The sequence below is a fragment of the Kitasatospora sp. NPDC057936 genome, assembly GCF_042887525.1.
GTDB lineage: Bacteria > Actinomycetota > Actinomycetes > Streptomycetales > Streptomycetaceae > Kitasatospora.
Genome location: NZ_JBHVPD010000070.1, coordinates 28,734 through 46,980, shown reverse-complemented (window position 1 = coordinate 46,980; position 18,247 = coordinate 28,734). Strand labels below are relative to the sequence as shown.

Sequence of the window (18,247 nt, the reverse complement as noted above, 5' to 3'; positions counted from 1 at the left end):
TCAACACACCTGCCAATATAGTGGCAGCAAGTGCTAATATACTGGCGTTTGCGATCGCCACAGAGACAATCGTCCTGTGAGAAGGTCCTGCGTCGCCCCGGCCACCCGGGGTGCGGGAGCCCTGGCAGTCCAGGGCGCAGGAGCCCCGGGAGGCCGGGGACGCAGGACCGCCCGAACCCTTCCGAATCCGGAGGAGACATGCGCAGCGGTACGACTTTCACCCAGGGCCTGCGGCACAGCGTCGACGACGGCCGGGCCGGCGGCCCGGCGTGGACGGTGGAGGCCGTCCGCCAGGTGCGCTACCACGTCGTCAGCTCCGACCACCTGTTCGCGCTCGACAACACGGCCCTCCTCGACGGCTGCCCGGACGCGCCCATGCGCGCCGGCGACCGCCGCCTCGTCGTCATCGACGAGAACGTCGACAAGCTCTACGGCGGCCGGATCCGCGACTACTTCACCTACCACCGCGTCGCGGTCACGATGCTGCCGCTGCGGGCGGACGAACCCGTGAAGGAGTGGGAGTCCGTCCTGCGCGTGGTCGACGCCATGAACGACTTCGGCATCGACCGCCGCCGCGAGCCGGTCCTCGCCATCGGCGGCGGCGTGCTCACCGACATCGTCGGCTTCGCCGCCAGCCTCTACCGGCGCGGAACCCCGTACATCCGCATCCCCACCACGCTGATCGGCCTGGTCGACGCCGGGGTCGGCGTCAAGACCGGCGTCAACTACGGCCTCGGCAAGAACCGCCTGGGCACCTACGCCCCGGCGACGGCCACCTTCCTGGACCGCACCTTCCTGCGCAGCCTCGCGCCGCGGCACATCAGCAACGGCCTCGCCGAGATCATGAAGATGGCCCTCATCCGCTCCGAGGAACTGTTCGCGCTGCTGGAGTCCTGGGGCGCCGCCGTCCACGCGGACCGGCTCCAGGGCTCCACCGGGGAGCTGGCCGCCGCGTCGGACGCGATCGTCGCCGAGGCCATCCACCTGATGCTCGAAGAGCTCCAGCCCAACCTGTGGGAGTCCCACCTGGAGCGGTGCGTGGACTACGGGCACACCTTCAGCCCGACCGTCGAGATGCACGCGCTGCCGGAACTGCTGCACGGCGAGGCCGTCATGATCGACATGGCCCTCACCACCGCGCTGGCCACCCTGCGCGGCGACCTCTCCGAGGAGCAGGCCGACCGGATCTACCGCGTGGCCACCGCGCTCGGACTGCCCGTGTGGAACGACGTCCTGGCCGACCCGGCGCTCCTGGAAGCCGCCCTGCTCGACACCGTCCGCCATCGCGACGGCCACCAGCGGCTGCCGCTGTCCGTCGGGATCGGCCGGCACCACTTCGTCAACGACGTCACCCCGGCCGAACTCCGCGCCGCCACCGAGCTGTTGCGGCGCAAGGCCGCGGTGGCCGGGCACACCCCGGCCGGCTACGCGCGGGTGAGCGCGTGAGCGAGCGCAGCGAGGTGGGCGTGAGCGCCCCCCACGGCGGGGCCCGGCCCGTCACCGCCGTCGTGATCGGCGGATCCACCGGCATCGGCCGGGGCGTCGCCGACGCGTGGGCCGCCGAGGGCGTCGAGACCCACGTCCTCAGCCGCTCCCGGCCCGCCGGACCCGGCGCCGACCTGCTCGCCTGGCACCCGCTGGACCTGCGCGACGGCGACGCGGCGCGGGCCGCCCTGCGCTCCGGCATCCCGGCCCGGGTCGACCTGGTCTGCTACTCGGCCGTGTACTTCACCGACCGCCGCGAGCCCTTCACGGACGTCCACGAGGCCGACTGGCTGGACCAGTTCGCGGTCAACGTGCACGGGCTGGCGTGGACCCTGAAGGAGACGCTGCCCGCCCTGCGCGCGGCCGGCCCCGGCCTCTTCCTGCACATCTCCTCCGAGGTGGTCTACAACGCGGGCCCGAACCGGTCCGGCTACGCCGCGACCAAGGCCGCCGCCGACTCGTTGGTCCGATCCGTCGCCCAGGAGACCGACCCCGCCGAGGTGACGTTCGTCCAGGCGCTGCCCGCCGGGATGGTGGACACCCCCGGCATCCGCGCCCGCCGGCCGGCGGGCTTCGACTACGGGACCTACATGACGCCCGCGCACTTCGGGCCGCTCGCGGCCGAACTCGTCCGCACGCGCGGGGTGCCGTACGCGGGCGAGGCACTGGTCGTGCACGAGGACCGGAGCTGGACGCCGGTCCGCGCAGGGACCCCGCAGTCCCAGTCCCGCCCGCCGGCCCAGTCCGGCGCGCCGTCACTGTCCCCGTCCGGCGCCTGAGCGCGCCCGACTCCCTGTCCCCGAGCACGACGTCGAGGAGGACCCGTGCCACAGCTCCAGGCACACACACTGCTGTTCGACATGGACGGAACCCTGGTGGACTCGACCGCCCTGGTCGAGTCCACCTGGGCGGACTTCAGCGGGCGGCACGGGCTGGACCTCGCCGAGGTCCTCGCCTACGCCCACGGCCGCCCCACCCGCGAGACCGTGCACCGCTTCGTCGCCGACGCGCCGCTCGCGGCGTCCGAGACGCGGCGGCTGGTCGCGCACGAGGAGTCGGAGACCGCCGGCATCACGGCCATGCCGGGCGCCGCCGCGCTCCTCGCCGCGCTGCCGCCCGGCTCCTGGGCGGTCGTCACCTCCGCGAGCCGCCGACTGGCCGAAGTGCGGCTCGGCGCGGCCGGACTGCCCGTACCGGAGCTGCTGGTCAGCGCCGACGACGTCACCCGCGGCAAGCCCGACCCACAGGGCTACCTGCTCGCCGCCCGGCGGGTGGGCGTGGAACCGCGGGAGACCGTCGTCTTCGAGGACTCCCCCGCCGGCATCCGCGCCGGACTGGCCTCCGGCGCGCGCACGGTGGTCATCGGCGGCTGCGCCGACCACGACCACGAGGCGGAGCGGCACCCCGACTTCCGGGGCTTCGCGGTGGCCCCGGCCGACCCGTCCCGCCCCGGCGTGACGCTCACCGTGCCGGAACCCGTCGCCGACGGCCGGCTGGTGCGGCCGTGACCGGGACAACGGCCCCGGCCGCGACCACCCTCGCCGCCGACGTCGGCGGCACCTGGGTGCGCTGGCGCGCCGGGGGCCCCGGGAGCCCGGTCGAGCGGGTGCCCGCGCCCAGCCGGCTGCGGCACCCGGAACGGGCCGTCGCGGACCTGCGGCGGGACATGGTCGAGCTGCTCGGCGGGGCCGCCCCGCCCGGCGCCAGGGCCGCCGTCTCCTTCGGCGCGGCCATCGACCACCTCACCGGCGTCGTCCACGGCTCGGCCCCGCTGTGGGGCGCGGCGGACGAGCCGTACGACCTCATGGCCGCCCTGCGCGAGCACCGGCCGGACGTCACCTGGACCCTCGTCAACGACGTCACCGCCGCCCTCGCCGACTTCGCCGTCAACCACGCCCGCCCCGGCACCCGGCGCGTCGCCTACCTGACCGTCAGCAGCGGCATCGCGCTGCGCACCGCCGACCTGGAGCGGACGGTGATCCCCGTCGACGCGTGGGGCCTGCAGGGCGAGGTCGGGCACCTGACCGTCGCCTGCCCGCCGGACCTGGCCGGGCTGCCGTGCGAGTGCGGCGGCCCCGACCACCTCGCCTCGCTCGCCGCCGGCCCCGGCTTCGTCCGGGTCGCCGAACGCCTGGGCCTGCCGGAGGCCGCACGGGTGGCCGACTGGCTGCCCGGCGCGCTCGACGCCGGCGACCCGGCCGCCCGGCGGATGCTCGGCCTGTGCGTCGAACCGGTCGCCCAGCTGATCCGCACCCTGTGGTGCCTCGACCCGCACCTGGACCTGCTCGGGCTCGGCGGCGGCGTCGTCGAGGGCCTCGGCGCGCACTACGCCACCGAGCTGCGCCGCCGCCTGGCCGCCTCCACCTCGTACGCCGCCCGCGGCTACGGCCGGGCCTGGCTCGACGACCGCCTGGTGCTGTGCGGCCCCGGCGACGTGGACGCGCTGCGCGGCGCCGAGTGCATCGGCCACTGGCCGCCGAGGATCGCCCGGTGAGCGCGGCGAGCACCGTGAGCCCGGTGCGCCCGGCCGGCGCCGCGAGCACGTCCAGCGCCACGAACACGACCGGCGCCCCGACCCCGGCCACGCATCGCGCGCTGGTGCGCCGTGCCCCGGACCGCCACGGCCGCACCCTCGTCGACGTCGCCGAGGTGCCCACCCCCGCGCTGCGGCCGGGCGACGCGCTGCTCGCCCCCGCCGTGGCCGGCATCTGCGGCACCGACTGGCAGATCCTGCGCGGCCTGCGCGACGACCCCACCCCGGTGCTCGGGCACGAGGGAGTGGCGTACGTCGTCGAGCCGGGCGACACCGGGCTCGCCCCGGGCACGCCCGTCACCGTGAACCCCACGCACCCGGACGACCCGTCGTTCCTGCTCGGGCACAACCTGCCCGGCCTGTGGGCGGAGCTCGCCCGGATCCCGGCGTCGGCGGTGCGCGCGGGCCTCGTCGTCCCGGTGCCGGACAGCGCCGTGCGCCCCCGGGTCGCCTCGCTGGCCGAGCCGCTCGCCTCCGTCCTGTACGGGCTGCGCACCACGCTCCACCTGGTGCGCCCGGCCTCGCTGGTCGTCTGGGGGGACGGCATCGTGGGCCGCCTCGCCACCGAGCTGTGGCCGCGCGAACTACCGGGCCTGCGCGTCCTGTTGGCCGGCCACGGCGACGGCGCCGTCCACCCGGACGACCCCGCGCTGCCGGCTCTGCTGGCCGCCCTGCCCGGACCGGTCGCCGCGGTGATCGCCACCCCGCGCACCGGCACCCCGGACGCCCTGCGGGCGCTGGACCGCCTCGTGCCGGGCACGCTGGTCGTGGACGTGCACGCCGGACTGCCCGCCGGCCCGGTCGAGATGACCGCCGGCCCGGTCGACGTCACGGCGGTGCGCGCCGAGCACTGCGGCGGCGCGCCGTGGCCGCCGCGGGCCACCAGCCTCGCCCGGCCCGCCGGTCCGCTGCTCCTGCACGGCCACCGGGGCGTGTCGGGCGACCACCTGCGCGAGGCCGTCGCCCATCTCACCGCCCCGCGCGAGGCGCTGGGCCGGGACGTCCTCACCCACGAGGTCGGGCTCGACGGGGCCGCCGAGCTCGTCAACACGGTCCTGACCACGCGGCGGCGCGCCGCGGACGGCCGCCGGGTCCTCAAGGCGGCGATCCGGGTGGCACCTCCGCGGGACCGGCAGTACGGGGTCGGGGGTGGCCGGTGACCGCCCTCCTGGTGGCCGCACCGCAGTGGCGGATCGCGGACAACCGGACGGCCGCCGCCCGGGCCGCGCTCGCGGCCGGGGCGGACGCGCTCCAGCTGGACTTCGGCGGGGCCCACCGGGGCCCGTTCCTCGACGACCCCGCCGAACTCGCCGCCGCCCAGGGGATCGCCGGGATCCTGCCGGTCCCCGTCCTGGCGGTGAACCACGCCAACGACCTCGGCCTGGCCCTCCCCGACGGCACGGCCAACCCCGCCGCCCTCGCCCTGCTGCGCCGGGCCCTGGACTGCGCCCTGCGCCTGGGCGCCCGGGTCCTGCACGTCCCGGGCTTCCGGCGCAGCCTGCCCGTCACTCCCCACCTACGCGCCGGGACGGCCGAGTTGCTGCAAACCCTGGGCGACGAAGCCGACGCGGCCGGGCTGACGCTCGCCTACGAGTCACCGCTCGACGCCGAGGACAGCCTCGCCCTCGCCCGCGCGGTGGGCCGCCCGGCCCTGCGCCTCGTCCTGGACACCGGCAACCTGCTCGACGCCGGCACCCCGCCCGCCGGCTTCGCCCGCGCCGTCGCGGCGGCCGGACTGCTCCTGCCCGACCTGCACGTCAAGGACCCCTCGCGCCCCACGACCTGGCGCGGCATCCGCACCGAACTGCCGGACCTGCTGCGGCACGCCGGCGCCCGCACGGTGCTCGTCGAGAACGACTACCGCCGGGCCCCCGGCCGCCTGCGCGCCGACGTCACCGCGTGCCGCGAGGCGTCCCGGCACACCCGTCACACCCGGCACACCCCTCACACCGCTCCCAGGGAGAACGCCCCGTGAAAGCCATCCTGCTGACCGCACCGCGCACGGTGACGATCGCCGAGGTCGACCCGCCCGTACCGGGCCCCGGCGAGGTGCTCGTCCGGGTCGGCCTGCTCGGGTTCTGCGGCACCGACCTCGGCTTCTTCGACGGCACCAGCAACTACCTGCGGGACGGCCTCAAGAGCTACCCGTTCGTCCCGGGCCACGAGTGGGTCGGCACGGTGTGCGGGACCGGCCCCGGCGTCGACGCCGGCTGGGCCGGACTCCGGGTCTCCGGGCACAACTTCCGGGTCTGCGGGCGCTGCCCGGCCTGCCGGGCGGGCCGGATCCGCTACTGCCCCGACCGCAGCGAGATCGGGGTGCTGGGGCCCCGACCCGGCGCCGGGACCGAGCTGCTGACCGCCCCGGTGGACACCCTGACCCGGATCCCCGACGCCCTGTCCGACACCGCCGCCGCACTGCTGGAACCCACCGCGGCGGCCCTGCATGCGGTGGACCGGATCGCGGTGGGCCCGCACGACCGGGTCGCCGTGCTCGGCGGCGGCACCCTCGGGCTCGCCGCGGCCCAGGTGACGCGGGCGCTCGGTGCGGACACCGTCGTCCTCGACCCGCACCCCGCGGCCCGCGAGCTCGCGGCCGCCCTCGGCCTGCCCGCCCTGGCGGCGCCGGGCGAGCGGGACCAGGGGGCGTACGACGCCGTGGTGGAGGCCTCCGGCAGCGGCGCCGCCGTCCGGGCGGCCGTCGGCCTGGTCGCCCCGGGCGGCCGGATCGCCCAGCTCGGCACGCCCCACCACCCCGTCGACGGCTTCGACGCCGCCGCACTGGTGATCAAGGACGTCACGCTGCACGCCGCGCTGTCCGGGGTGGGCTACTGGGACCGGCTGGTGGAGCTCGTCGAGTCGGGTGCCGTCGACCTGGACCCGCTCGTCGACCGGGTCTTCCCGCTGGAATCCGTGGAGTCCCTGGACGCCGCGTTCGCCCACCTCGCGTCCCCGGACCGCCGACGGCCCAAGGTCCTGGTGCGCATCGGGGCGGAGCAGCCGGGCGGCGTGGCCGAAACCGCAGCGGCGCTGGTGAGTTGATGAACGGAACGGACCCCGGCGCGGACCGTCCCGGCGCGGACCGCCCCGCCCGGATCGACGCGCGCACGGCGGCGCGGCTGGCCACCCTGGCCGCCGCCGCCTTCGTCTACGTCACCTTCGAGGTCTTCCCCGTCGGCCTGCTCCAGGACATGGCGGACGACCTCGGCGTCCCGGCCGGGCGGATCGGGCTGCTGCTCAGCGGCTACGCCGTCGTCGCGGCCGTGGTCACCATGCCGACCGTCGCGCTCGCCGCGCGGGTCTCCCGCCGCACGGCCCTGCTCGTCTGCCTGCTCGTCCTGCTCGCCGCCGAGCTCATGGCCGCGCTCGCGCACGACTACCCGACCATGGTGACCAGCCGGGTCGCCGCCGCGCTCACGCACGGAGTGCTGTGGTCGCTGATCGCCCCGGAGGCGGCCGGACTGGTGCCGCGCGAGCGGGTGGGCACGGCGACCGCGGCCGTCTTCGGCGGCGCCACCCTGGCATCGATCGTGGGCAGCCCCGGGACCACCCTGATCGGGCAGCTGATCGGCTGGCGCGCCACGGCACTGCTGCTCGCGCTCGCCACCGCGGCCGTGACGGGCGCCCTGGCGTGGGCCCTGCGCCGACGACCGGAGGGCGGGCCCGCCGAGGCGCCCGCACGGACGGGCGAGGGCGTCCGCATGGACCGGCGCGCGGTGCTGACGCTGTGCGGGGTGGCGCTCGTGCTGGTCACCGCGCACTTCCTCAGCTACACCTACTTCTCCGTGCTCGTCGCCGGCATCACCGGCTCGGCCGGGTCCGTGGTCACCCTGCTGACGGTCTTCGGACTGGCCGGCGCCGCGGGCACGTTCCTCGTCGGCCGCCACAACGACACCGCCCCGCGCCGGACGGCCACCGCGACGATGACGGCCTTCACCGCGGGCGTCGGCCTGCTCCTGCTCGGCTCCGCCCCGCTGCCGGGGGCCGTCGCCGCCGCGGTGGCCACGGTGGCCGTCGCCCTGTGGGGCGGGGCGTTCGCCGCCGCCGGGCCGGTGTTCCAGACCGGGATCATGCGCCTGGCGGGCGACGACGCCGACCGCGCGTCCTCGATCTACGTCACCGGCTTCCAGATCGGCATCGCGAGCGGCTCGGCACTCGGCGCGGCCCTGCTCGACGGCTCCCCGGCCTGGCTGCCCGCCGTCTCGACGGCCCTCGCCACGGCCGTCCTGCTCGCCGTGACGCTCCGTCGCCCGATCCCGGAGGCGAACCCGGCCGGCGCTCCGGAGGCCGTCGAGCAGCAGCGCAGCCCATCGGCCGGCGGATGTCAGCTCCTCCCAGGCCATCGGCCCGGGGGCGTATCCGGCGTACATCCCCGGGGCGACGCGCAGGGCCGGCGCGGCTGAATACGATCTCCGTATGGAAGAGCTTCTCCAGCGTCTCTCGACATCGAAGCGCGTGACCTGGCTGATGTCACAGGCCGTGGTGCTGGCCACCGCCGGCTTGTATGCGCTGATGCTCCCCTTGACGATGCCGGCCCCTGAGCACGGCCTGTTCCGGTTCCCCGACCTCGGGGGCTTCCAGAAGATCGGTCTCTGGCTCCTGCTCGCCCTGCCGGTCCTGCTCGTGCGCCGTCTGCCGGCGGCGGTCTTCACGGCGGTCCTGGGCGAAGCGGTCCTCGGCGACGCCTTCGGCGCGCGGCCCTCGATCGTGTTCGTCCTGCTCGTCGGCTTGGGCGGGTACCTCGCCGTCCGGCGGCCGAAGGCTGCCGCCGTCGGCTCCGTCGCGAGCGTCGTGGCCGCGTTCTTCAACGACCTCCACGGCCGCGAGCAGTCCGTCGGCGACGCGTCCCAGTGGGCCGGGGGGTTCGCGTTGTGGTTCGCGGTCGCGTGGGTCTTCGGCGGGGTGTACCGCAAACGCCGTGAGTACCTCGAAGCCCTGCAGGAGCAGACCGCGGCCCGCGTCGTCATGGCCGAGCGGCTGCGGATCGCCCGCGAGCTGCACGACAGCGTCGCGCACAGCATCGGGATCATCACGGTGCTGTCGGGAGCGGCGGCGCGGGTCGTGGAGACCAAGCCCGAGCAGACGCGGCAGGCGCTGGCCGGCATCGAGACCACCGGCCGGGAGACGCTGCTGGAGCTGCAGCGCATGCTCGGGGCGCTCCGCCGCGCCGAGCCCGACGACGCCATGCCGCAGGCCGCTCCGCTGGCGCCGGCCGGCAGCCTGGCCGACGTCCCGCAGCTCGCCGAACGCACGGCCGGCGCCGGGGTGCGGGTTCAGGTGACCTGGCGGGGCGAGCGGCGTCCACTGCCGCCGGAGATCGAACTGTCGGCGTTCCGGATCATCCAGGAGTCGGTGACGAACGTGGTGCGGCATTCCAGGGCGCGGACGTGCCGGGTCGCGGTCGGTTACGAGCCGGAAGGGGTGACGATCGAGGTGGTGGACGACGGGGACGACGCTCGCGGCGGGCCCGGCCGGCCGAGGCTCTCCGCGGCCGGAGAGAGCGGCTTCGGCCTGCTCGGCATGCGCGAGCGGGTGACGTTGCTGTCCGGCCAGTTCAGCGCCGGCCGGCGTCCGGAGGGCGGGTTCCGGGTGACGGCGAGGCTCCCGGTATGAGCGTGCGGGTGCTGCTGGTCGACGACCAGCCGCTGATGCTGGTCGGGCTCGGGATCCTGATCGGCGACACCGACGACCTGGAGGTGGTCGGCGAGGCCGGCGACGGCCGTGAGGCGGTGCGCCTGGTGCGTGAACTGCGGCCGGACGTCGTGGTGATGGACATCCGGATGCCGGGCATGGACGGGATCGAGGCGACCCGGCAGGCGACCGCCGAGCCGGACCCGCCCAAGGTCCTGGTGCTGACGACCTTCGACGACGACGAGTACGTCTACGGCGCACTGCGCGCCGGGGCCAGCGGATTCCTGCTCAAGAGCATGGCCCTGGACGCGATCCTGGAAGCGATCCGCGTGGTGGCCGCGGGCGACGCGCTGATCGCGCCGAGCGTGACCCGACGGCTGATCGCGGACTTCGCCGCAACGTCCGGCCCCGCGGCCCCCGAACCGGACGCCGGGCCCGCCCCGGACCCGAGTCCCATCGCGGGGATCACCGACCGGGAGCGCGAGGTGCTGGCACTGGTCGGACAGGGACTGTCGAACACCGAGATAGCCGAGCGGCTGGTGATCAGTGCGGCGACCGCGAAGACCCATGTCGCGCGTCTGTTCGCCAAGCTCGTGGCCCGGGACCGCGTCCACCTGGCGATCATCGCCTTCGAAACCGGACTCGTGCCGCGTAGACGGTAGGGGCCCGCGACCGGGCCGGTCACGCTCGGCCGCGGGCCGCGGAACGAACCCTGACCTGCACGGCAGGCGAGCCGGCCGAAAGGCTTCCGGTGCCGCTTCGGCGAGCGCCGAAGCGGCACCGGAACAACCAACGGCAACAGGGGTGCGGGGTGACCGGGCCGGTCAGACGGCGTGTTCGTCGAGGAAGCGCTCGACGTCCCGCGCCCACAGCCGGCCCTCGTCCTCGGTGAAGGCGTGGCCCGCGCCCGGGTACTCGACGACCGTCGCCCCCGGGATCCGCTCCCCCAGCAGCCGGCTGGTGGCCGGGAGGACGACGCGGTCGGCGCCCGCGACGACGACGAGCGTGGGCACGGCGATCTCGCCCAGGCGGCCGGTCAGGTCGACCCGGGCGGCGGCGGTGATCTGGAGCAGCCCGCCCGCGGGCAGCCCCGCCCCGACGGCGGCGGCCTGTGCGCCGTGCTCCTCCGCGCCCAGCTCCGCGAGGAGCCGGGGGTGCGTCAGCAGGCCGATCAGGTAGGCGCCCAGCACGGACGGGTCCCCGGCCGCGGCCAGGGCCTCCCACACCGCGGCGACCGTGCGCAGCTGCGCGTCCGGCTCGCTGAAGCCGACCGTGAGCACCAGGCCGGTGACCCGCTCCGGGTGGCGCAGCGCGGTGGCGAGGGCGACGGCGCTGCCGAAGGACGAGCCGACCACCGGGAACCGCTCGTGGCCCTCGCGGACCAGGGCGGCGACCAGGGAGTCCGCCAGCGCGAACACGTCGAGGTCGCCGGACGGGTCCGACGCGCCGGTGCCCGGGTAGCGGGTGCCGACGAGGTGGCGGCGACCGGCGAGGCGCCGGATCAGCGGCCCGAAGTTCAACTCGACGTCGCCGCCCGCCCCGTGGGCGAGGGCGAGCCCGGCGCCCGTCCCGGCGCTCAGGTACTCGGTGCGGCCGGTGCCGAGCAGCGCGCTCGACACCGGCGACTGGAGGTCCGTCACCTCTCTCCCTTCCGCTTGCCGAACCGCCGCACGAGCGGCATCTCCACGTACCGGTACAGCAGTCCGGCGATCACGAGGGAGACGGCCAGCGCCGACGCCAGGTAGACGGCGACCATCACCCCCGAGCCGAACGGCCCGTGCAGCACCTTGATGTTCAGCGTGTAGAGCACCAGGTAGTGGCACAGGTAGAACGCGAACGACGCGTTGCCGAGCGCCAGCAGGGGCCGGGAGGCCAGGACGCCCGGGCGGCCGGCGACGTCCCGCTGGGCGGCCGCCACGATGAGCAGCACGCACGGGACGATCAGCGGCGCCCGCCAGCCGAACAGCACCGGGCTGTAGGTGGCGACGGCGTAGGCCGGGACGAACGACACCAGCACCCACGGCAGGCTGATCCGCGGGAAGCGGCCGGAGGCCACCAGCTGGGCGGCGAACATGCCCGCGAAGAAGTCGAAGAGACGCCCCAGCGGGAACACGTAGGCGAACCACAGCTGGAAGCCCGTCACGCTCGGCTCGCTGATCAGCTTGATGTTCCCTGACGGCAGCGTGTAGGCGAGCACCGGCATCAGGACGGCGCCGGCCACGCACACGGCCAGCCCGGCCCAGGAGGTGCCGGAGCGGACGGTGCGGAACCGGGCGATCACGAACGGGAACACCAGGTAGAACACCGCCTCCACCGCGAGCGACCAGCCCGGGGGCAGGACGGTGAAGTTGTGCTTCGGGTTCGGCACCCACACCTGGGTGAGCGTCGCGTAGCGCAGCACGTCGGAGAGTTGCGTGCCGGTGCCCCAGAACACCGCCACCGCCGCCGCGCCGGCCGCGTAGTACAGCGGCAGGATCTTGACGAACCGGCGGCGGTAGAAGGCCCCCAGGCGGTCGCCCGTGCGGGACGACCACGTGAGCACGAAGCCGCTGAGGACGAAGAAGAACGCCACGCCTAGGCCGCCGAACTGGTTGGAGACCTCGTGGAAGACGACGTTGGTGTGGTGGTCGGCGAAGGTCGGCAGCGCCAGGTACGAGGAGTGGCACACGAAGACCGACAGCGCGGCGAAGAAGCGCAGTCCGGTCAGCGAGTCGAGGCGGGGGGTGCGCCGCCCGGCCGCCGCCGGCGGCGGCCCGCTGGGTGCGGGGACCGCCGCCGGCGCCGGCGCCAGTCTGCCGGCGCTGTTCACCGTGCTCATTCCCCGGCCGGGGAGGTCAGGGCCGACACCGCCGCCACCGCCGCGAGACCGTCCTCGTACCCGAGCACGGCGGCCACGCCGCGCACGTCGGGGTCGAACGGGTCGGCGCCGAAGCCGGCCCGCGCGCGCTCGGACGGCTCCAGGACGACGGCCCGGTCCAGCACCTTCCGGCGCTCCGGCGTCACGTAGCCGGGCAGCTCGGGCTGCGGGCGCAGGACGAGCACGCGGTCGGCGTGGGCGGCGAGTTCGGCGTTGGTGAGGGAGTAGGTGCCGCCGTCGACGTAGTCCGCGCCGTCGATCGTGGCCACCGGCCACAGGCCCGGCACGGCGCAGCTGGCGGTGAGCGCGTCCACCAGGCCGACGCCCGAGTCCGCGGTGAAGACGGCGGGCTCGCCGTCGGCGCGCACGGCGGTGACCGAGAGCCGGGCCTCGGGCCAGGCGTCCCGCTGGAGGCGGCCGGCGATGGCCGCGCGGCGGCGGGCCGGGTCGGTGCCGGAGCGCTCGCGGGACAGCGCGGCGAGCCGCTCGGTCTTGACGGCCAGGGACTCGTCGGCGCCGTGGACGGCGAGGACGTCCGGCAGGATCTCGGCGAGGGAGACGGCCGGGGCGAGTTCGGCGTTGCGGCGGGACTTGCGGACCGTGCGGTCGAACTCGGCGGCGGCGCCGGAGTGCAGCACGGCGGCGGCGACGGCGGCGCCGGCCGACGTGCCGACCACGTGGCCGACGGCGTCGAGCCGGAGCGCCCCGGCCTCCTCCAGCGCGGCCAGGACGCCGATGGTCCAGCCGATGCCGGCGAGTCCGCCGCCGCCGAGGACCACGGCGGTCGATTCCTGCGACATGAACTTCCTCCTGTTGGTACGGGGTGGTGCCCGGTGCGATGTGGTGGTGAGGGTCGTGGGGGGTCGTGGGAGCGGTCGGGGCCGTGGGGGTCGTGGGGGCGGTAGGGGCTGTGGGGGCCGGCCACCGTGCCCTCGGGGCGGGTCCGGTGGCCGGCCTCGTCCCGGCCGGGGGATGGCGGGACGGTCGCGGGCACGGCGCTCAGCGCGCGTGCACGGGTTCGGCGGGCGCCGCGGTGTCCGTGGGGACGCCGATGGGGGCGGGCGCGCCGGTGGGGGCCTGGCGCGGGCTCGCGTTGCGGCGACGCCAGCGCTGGTCGAGGGGTTTCTCGACGAGCTGGTACGACAGGTAGGTGGCGGCGATGGTCAGCGCCACGATCCCGGCGTACACGATCGGCGCCTCGACCCCGCTGCAGCCGTGGCCCGAGCGGTGCAGGTACCACATCCACAGCAGCGGCCACTGGTACATGTAGACGCCGAAGGTGAAGCGGCCGAAGCGGGCGACCGCGGGCGCGGGCCGGTCCGCCGGGCGGCGCAGGTCGCCGGCGCCGACGGCGCCGATCAGCAGCACGATGCCGGTGATGCCGACCGCGCTGGTGGCGAAGATGAAGTGCGCGTGCTCCGTCGCCACGTAGACCTCCGGTGCCAGCACCACCAGGGCGGTCCAGCGCGGGATCCGGGGCCAGGCGCCGCGCTTGAGCAGCAGGGCGATCAGCATGCCGAGGACGGACTCGACCATGCGCGCGGCCGGGCAGACGTAGACCAGCCAGAACTTCCACTCCGAGATGTCCTCGGGCACGCCGTGGTAGTTCATCCCGGGGCTCTGGAACGTGGCGCCGTCGGGGAGCAGCGACAGGACGAACGGCAGCGCGACGACCACCGCGGTGAGCACGACCGTCAGGATGCGCAGGGCCTTGGTGGAGCGCTGGACCAGCCCCCGGTACAGGAACGGGAAGACCAGGTAGAAGCAGATCTCCACGGACAGCGTCCAGGCCGGGTTGTTCACCGCGAAGTACACGGTGTGGTCCGGCACCCACGCCTGCACGAGGAACAGGTTGGCCAGGACGGTGCCGAGCGGGAACGCCGTCGCGGCGAAGAGGGCCGCGCAGATCACCCAGGCGACCAGGTGGACGGGGATCACCTTGACCACGCGCCGGGACATGAACCGCCGCCAGTCCAGCGACGTGCCGCGCGAGGTCCAGGTCAGCACGAAGCCGCTGAGCACGATGAAGAACGACACCGACGTGTAGCCGACCTTGCTCAGGGCCCCGTACACGTGCGACTGGAGCACCTGGTCGGCGAAGAGGCCGACGCCGACCACGTGCGAGGTGAGGATGAAGAAGGAGGCGGGCAGCCGGGCCAGCGACAGTCCGGGCAGGTTGCCACCGCGGCCCGTGCCGACCGGCTGGGCGGTACCGACCGGCCGGGCGGTGCTCACGAGGACACCCCCGCCTCGGCCTCGGCCCCGGCCCGCTGCGCCGGCACGGCCGGTGCCCCGGGCGCGGGCTCCGTCGGGACCACGGCCTTCGGCCGGGCCGTGGCCCAGTACTTCATGGTCGGCAGCTCGACCAGCCGGTACAGCAGCCAGCCCGCGAGGATCGTCGCCGCGAAGGTGCCGAGGATCAGGGCGATCGCGGGCAGCGGCGCGTAGTGGGCGCCGTGCTGGATCTTGGTGCGCAGCGTGTACATCAGCACGTGCTGCGTCATGTAGAAGCCGAACGACACCTCGCCCAGCCACACCATCGTGCGCGTGGCCGTCCAGGTGCGGTGCCCGTCGAGGTCGCGGCGGACGGCGGAGGCGACGATCAGCAGCAGCGGCACGAACGTGAACGGGATGAACGAGAAGGTGAACGGCACCACTTCGGCGACGACGTAGCCGACGAGCAGCGCGCCCCACGCGACGGCCGGCCGGATCACCGGCAGCCGGCCCTCGGCGATCACGCGGGCCAGCAGCATGCCGGAGAGGAACTCGGCGAGCCGGGGCAGCGGGAAGTTGTAGCCGAACCAGAACTGGACGGTGGAGATCGGCATGCCGTCGGTGTGCGGCGAGTTGGGCAGCACGGTGGCGACGGCGGCGATCAGGAAGGTCCAGGCGACGCAGCCGGCCAGGGCGAGCGTCAGCCGCTCCCGGGGTATGCGGCGCACCAGCGGCGCGATCAGCGGGAACAGCGCGTAGAACATCAGCTCGCAGCAGAGTGACCAGCTGGGGACGTTGACGGCGAGGAAGATGTTGTGGACCGGGAACCAGGAGTTCACGAGGAACAGGTTCGGCAGGTAGTCCCAGGGGCTGGTGGCGGCCGCCCCCGCGAACAGGACCATGGCGAGCGCCCAGGTCACGACGTGGGACGGGAACAGCTTGACCACGCGCTTGCGGAAGAAGTGCAGGTAGCCGCGGCTGTCGGAGCTCCGCCACATCAGCAGGAACCCGCTGAGGACGAAGAAGAAGGACACGCCGACCCAGCCGGCCTTCCAGAAGATCGTTTTGTAGGTCTCGGCCCAGTTCTGGTCTCTGAACGGGTTCATCGGGATGAACGTGAGCGAGAGGTGGAAGAAGAAGACGGGCGCGGCCGCTATGAAGCGCAGACCCGTCAGGGACGGCAGCGGGGCGCGGTGGTCGTGGCTAGGCCTGGAAATGGGACGCCTCCTTGATGCGGTCGACTGGGGAAGGGGCCGGTCGCACGTGCCGCAGCCCGTAGAGGACGAAGCCGCCCACGGCGAGGCCGACGGCGGCCAGTGGTACGTCGTGCACGTCGTGGAAGTGGGTGATGACCCGGCCGCCGGCGAACGAGCCCAGGGCCGCGCCGACGCCGAAGGCCGACATGTTGGTCGCCAGGGACAGGCTCGGGGCGGCCGCGGCGAGGTCCAGGACGTCGCTCTGCAGGATCGGGATGAGCGAGAAGGTGGCGAGGGCGAAGAGCACCCCGCCGATGGGGAAGGTGAGGGTGCTGCGCTGGAGCGGCTGGAAGGCCGCGCAGCCGGCGATGAACGCGGCCGCCGTGAGCAGCGCCGGCCCGCGGCCCCGGCCCGCGAGCCGGCCGCCGATCGAGTTGCCGAAGATGCTCGCGACGCCGTAGGCCACCAGCAGCACGGGGACGGCCGCCTCGGCGTAGCCGGCCGCGACGGCGCTCGGCTCGAAGTAGGTGATGATCGTGAACATCGCCGCCGAGAACAGCGCGGTGGCGCCGACGGTCAGCGCGACGTCGAGATTCAGCAGCGCCGAGATCTCCTGCCGGGCGTCCGGCTCCGGAGTGCCGATGTCCAGGTGGGCGGTCGCCTTGTGCACGCCCCACGTGGCGACCGCGGCGACCGCCGAGATCACCGCGAACGGTGTGCGCCAGCCGCCGATCTGGGCCAGCGCGGCCCCGGCCGGGATGCCGAGCACGGTGGCCAGGTTCACCCCGAACTGGATGGCCGTGACGGCCTTGCTGGAGCGCTCCACCGGTAGCAGGCGCTGCGTCAGCACGATCGCGGTGGCGAGGTACGCACCATGGACGCTCGCGGTCACCACCCGCCCCAGCAGCACCAGGGAGAAGTCGGCGGCGGTCGCGATGACGACGTTGCCGAGGGCGAACACCGCGAGCAGCCAGGTGGCCAGCCGCACCTTCGAGACCCCCGCCGTGAGCACGGCGACGACAGGCCCGGCGATCGCGACGGTCGCGGCGTAGACGGTCACGAGCAGCCCCGCCGTCGTCACGTCGACGCGCAACGCAGCCCCGACCTGGGACAGCATCCCGCCGGGCAGCAGCTCGGAGGTGCCGATGCAGCAGATGCCTGCCACCAGCGGAACGGTTCTGCGGGTCACGTGGGAGTCCTCTCAGGAGCCATGAGGAGACTATAGAAACCGAGCTGCCAATATACAAGACAGATTCCTGCGGAGGCGGCGCCGAGCTTGCAGTGAATACGCACCGTCCAGTCAGCCGGCGGCATGCGGGGACTGTGCGGGATGACCGTGCGAAGGGAAGGAAGACGCGGCAGACTACGGCCGTGATCCGGGCCGGGTCGGCAGGCCCGGGGCGTCGACTATCGGCCAATCGACCTTACGTACGCAGTTTCCCTGATGTGCGAACACGTGTGTCGACCGGAGAGTTGGGGGCGAGGAGAAACGAGGGCTCCCCATTCCCACCGTTTGCGAGGTATCGATGCGCTATGAACTGCTCGGGCCGCTCCGCGTGTCCGACGGTACGACGAGCTTTTCCATGAGCGCGCCGAAGATGGAGCTGACCCTGGCCACCCTGCTCGTGGGGGCCGGCCGGATCACCACGAAGGAGCAGTTGATCCAGGAGCTGTGGGGCTCCGGTCCGCCGCGGCGCGCGTCGGCCGCGGTCCACGTGTACCTCTCCCAGCTGCGCAAGTTCCTCGCCGCCGCCGGGGACACCGAAGGGGCCGCGATCACCACCAAGCCGTCCGGGTACCTCCTGCGACTGGACGGCGCCCAGTACGACGTGGCCGAATTCCAGACGGCGATGCGCAGCGGTCGCGCGTGGCAGCACGCCGGGGAGTACGAGGCGGCGCTCGACGACTTCGAACGCGCGCTGTCGCTCGTCCGGGGGCCGGTGCTGGACGGCGGCGCGGAGGGGCCGGTACTGGCTTCCTTCGCCGCCTGGGTGGAGGAGGAACGGCTGGAGTGCCTGGAGCTGTCGATCGAGGCCCGGACCGCACTCGGCCGCCACCGGGAAGTGACCGGGCTGCTCAACACCCTGATCGCGCAGTACCCGTTGCGCGAGTCCTTCTACCGCCAGCTGATGCTCGTGCTTTACCGGGCCGACCGGCAGGCGGAGGCCCTGCAGGTGTACCGCTCGGCCCAGCAGGTGCTCAGGTCCGAGCTCGGGCTGGAGCCGTGCCGCTCACTGCGCCGGCTGCACCAGGCGATCCTGACCTCCGACCAGCTCCTGGACCTTCCGCTGGCGAGCTGATCCGGCCTCCGGGCGGGTGGTGGCGGCGGGGCGC

Annotated in this window: 17 protein-coding genes; 11 read left to right on the top strand and 6 right to left on the bottom strand. The window is 74.4% G+C overall.

The window, feature by feature from the left end:
* Positions 1 to 198: 198 nt before the first annotated feature.
* The 10 genes from ACFVU9_RS30520 to ACFVU9_RS30475 are packed head-to-tail and all read left to right on the top strand — an operon-like array spanning position 199 to position 10,308.
* Positions 199 to 1,446, top strand: a complete 1,248-nt coding sequence (locus ACFVU9_RS30520; protein ID WP_387598914.1) for a sedoheptulose 7-phosphate cyclase — start codon at positions 199 to 201, stop codon at positions 1,444 to 1,446.
* On the top strand, positions 1,443 to 2,264 hold the full coding sequence (locus ACFVU9_RS30515) for an SDR family NAD(P)-dependent oxidoreductase (RefSeq protein WP_387598911.1): 822 nt from the start codon (positions 1,443 to 1,445) through the stop codon (positions 2,262 to 2,264). The genes ACFVU9_RS30520 and ACFVU9_RS30515 overlap by 4 nt, the downstream gene beginning before the upstream one ends.
* Before the next feature lie 45 nt (positions 2,265 to 2,309).
* Positions 2,310 to 2,993 carry an HAD-IA family hydrolase gene (locus ACFVU9_RS30510; RefSeq protein ID WP_387598909.1) on the top strand — a complete coding sequence of 228 codons (684 nt, stop codon included), beginning with the start codon at positions 2,310 to 2,312 and terminating at the stop codon, positions 2,991 to 2,993.
* Entirely contained in the window at positions 2,990 to 3,979 is a 990-nt protein-coding gene (locus tag ACFVU9_RS30505) for an ROK family protein (RefSeq protein ID WP_387598906.1), read from the top strand. The genes ACFVU9_RS30510 and ACFVU9_RS30505 overlap by 4 nt, the downstream gene beginning before the upstream one ends.
* Positions 3,976 to 5,178, top strand: coding sequence for an alcohol dehydrogenase catalytic domain-containing protein (locus ACFVU9_RS30500; RefSeq protein WP_387598903.1), 1,203 nt, complete (start codon positions 3,976 to 3,978; stop codon positions 5,176 to 5,178). Before ACFVU9_RS30505 ends, ACFVU9_RS30500 begins: the two co-directional genes overlap by 4 nt.
* Positions 5,175 to 5,993: a sugar phosphate isomerase/epimerase family protein gene (locus ACFVU9_RS30495; RefSeq protein WP_387598901.1), complete on the top strand. Its 819-nt coding sequence runs from the start codon at positions 5,175 to 5,177 to the stop codon at positions 5,991 to 5,993. Before ACFVU9_RS30500 ends, ACFVU9_RS30495 begins: the two co-directional genes overlap by 4 nt.
* Positions 5,990 to 7,057 (top strand): zinc-binding dehydrogenase, encoded by a 1,068-nt coding sequence (locus ACFVU9_RS30490; protein ID WP_387598898.1) that lies wholly within the window; start codon positions 5,990 to 5,992, stop codon positions 7,055 to 7,057. The genes ACFVU9_RS30495 and ACFVU9_RS30490 overlap by 4 nt, the downstream gene beginning before the upstream one ends.
* Positions 7,057 to 8,418 (top strand): MFS transporter, encoded by a 1,362-nt coding sequence (locus tag ACFVU9_RS30485; RefSeq protein WP_387598895.1) that lies wholly within the window; start codon positions 7,057 to 7,059, stop codon positions 8,416 to 8,418. The genes ACFVU9_RS30490 and ACFVU9_RS30485 overlap by 1 nt, the downstream gene beginning before the upstream one ends.
* A 13-nt stretch (positions 8,419 to 8,431) precedes the next feature.
* Positions 8,432 to 9,628 carry a sensor histidine kinase gene (locus ACFVU9_RS30480; protein ID WP_387598892.1) on the top strand — a complete coding sequence of 399 codons (1,197 nt, stop codon included), beginning with the start codon at positions 8,432 to 8,434 and terminating at the stop codon, positions 9,626 to 9,628.
* On the top strand, positions 9,625 to 10,308 hold the full coding sequence (locus tag ACFVU9_RS30475) for a response regulator (RefSeq protein WP_380496490.1): 684 nt from the start codon (positions 9,625 to 9,627) through the stop codon (positions 10,306 to 10,308). Before ACFVU9_RS30480 ends, ACFVU9_RS30475 begins: the two co-directional genes overlap by 4 nt.
* A gap of 162 nt (positions 10,309 to 10,470) precedes the next feature.
* Here ACFVU9_RS30475 and ACFVU9_RS30470 read toward each other — a convergent pair whose 3' ends face one another.
* The 6 genes from ACFVU9_RS30470 to ACFVU9_RS30445 form a co-directional block, all read right to left on the bottom strand.
* Positions 10,471 to 11,286, bottom strand: coding sequence for an alpha/beta fold hydrolase (locus ACFVU9_RS30470; RefSeq protein WP_387598888.1), 816 nt, complete (start codon positions 11,284 to 11,286; stop codon positions 10,471 to 10,473).
* Positions 11,283 to 12,464 carry an acyltransferase family protein gene (locus ACFVU9_RS30465; RefSeq protein ID WP_387598885.1) on the bottom strand — a complete coding sequence of 394 codons (1,182 nt, stop codon included), beginning with the start codon at positions 12,462 to 12,464 and terminating at the stop codon, positions 11,283 to 11,285. Before ACFVU9_RS30465 ends, ACFVU9_RS30470 begins: the two co-directional genes overlap by 4 nt.
* A complete protein-coding gene (locus tag ACFVU9_RS30460) occupies positions 12,461 to 13,303 on the bottom strand; it encodes a patatin-like phospholipase family protein (protein WP_380496487.1) in 843 nt (280 codons plus the stop codon). The genes ACFVU9_RS30465 and ACFVU9_RS30460 overlap by 4 nt, the downstream gene beginning before the upstream one ends.
* 199 nt (positions 13,304 to 13,502) lie before the next feature.
* Entirely contained in the window at positions 13,503 to 14,738 is a 1,236-nt protein-coding gene (locus tag ACFVU9_RS30455; RefSeq protein WP_387598882.1) for an acyltransferase family protein, read from the bottom strand.
* The gene (locus tag ACFVU9_RS30450) at positions 14,735 to 15,934 is read right to left on the bottom strand and encodes an acyltransferase family protein (protein ID WP_387598933.1); all 1,200 of its coding nucleotides are present in this window, start codon (positions 15,932 to 15,934) and stop codon (positions 14,735 to 14,737) included. Before ACFVU9_RS30450 ends, ACFVU9_RS30455 begins: the two co-directional genes overlap by 4 nt.
* On the bottom strand, positions 15,921 to 17,102 hold the full coding sequence (locus tag ACFVU9_RS30445; protein WP_387598879.1) for an MFS transporter: 1,182 nt from the start codon (positions 17,100 to 17,102) through the stop codon (positions 15,921 to 15,923). Before ACFVU9_RS30445 ends, ACFVU9_RS30450 begins: the two co-directional genes overlap by 14 nt.
* A gap of 394 nt (positions 17,103 to 17,496) precedes the next feature.
* Here ACFVU9_RS30445 and ACFVU9_RS30440 point away from each other — a divergent pair, with 394 nt between their 5' ends.
* Positions 17,497 to 18,213: a BTAD domain-containing putative transcriptional regulator gene (locus ACFVU9_RS30440; protein WP_380447690.1), complete on the top strand. Its 717-nt coding sequence runs from the start codon at positions 17,497 to 17,499 to the stop codon at positions 18,211 to 18,213.
* Positions 18,214 to 18,247: the final 34 nt, after the last annotated feature.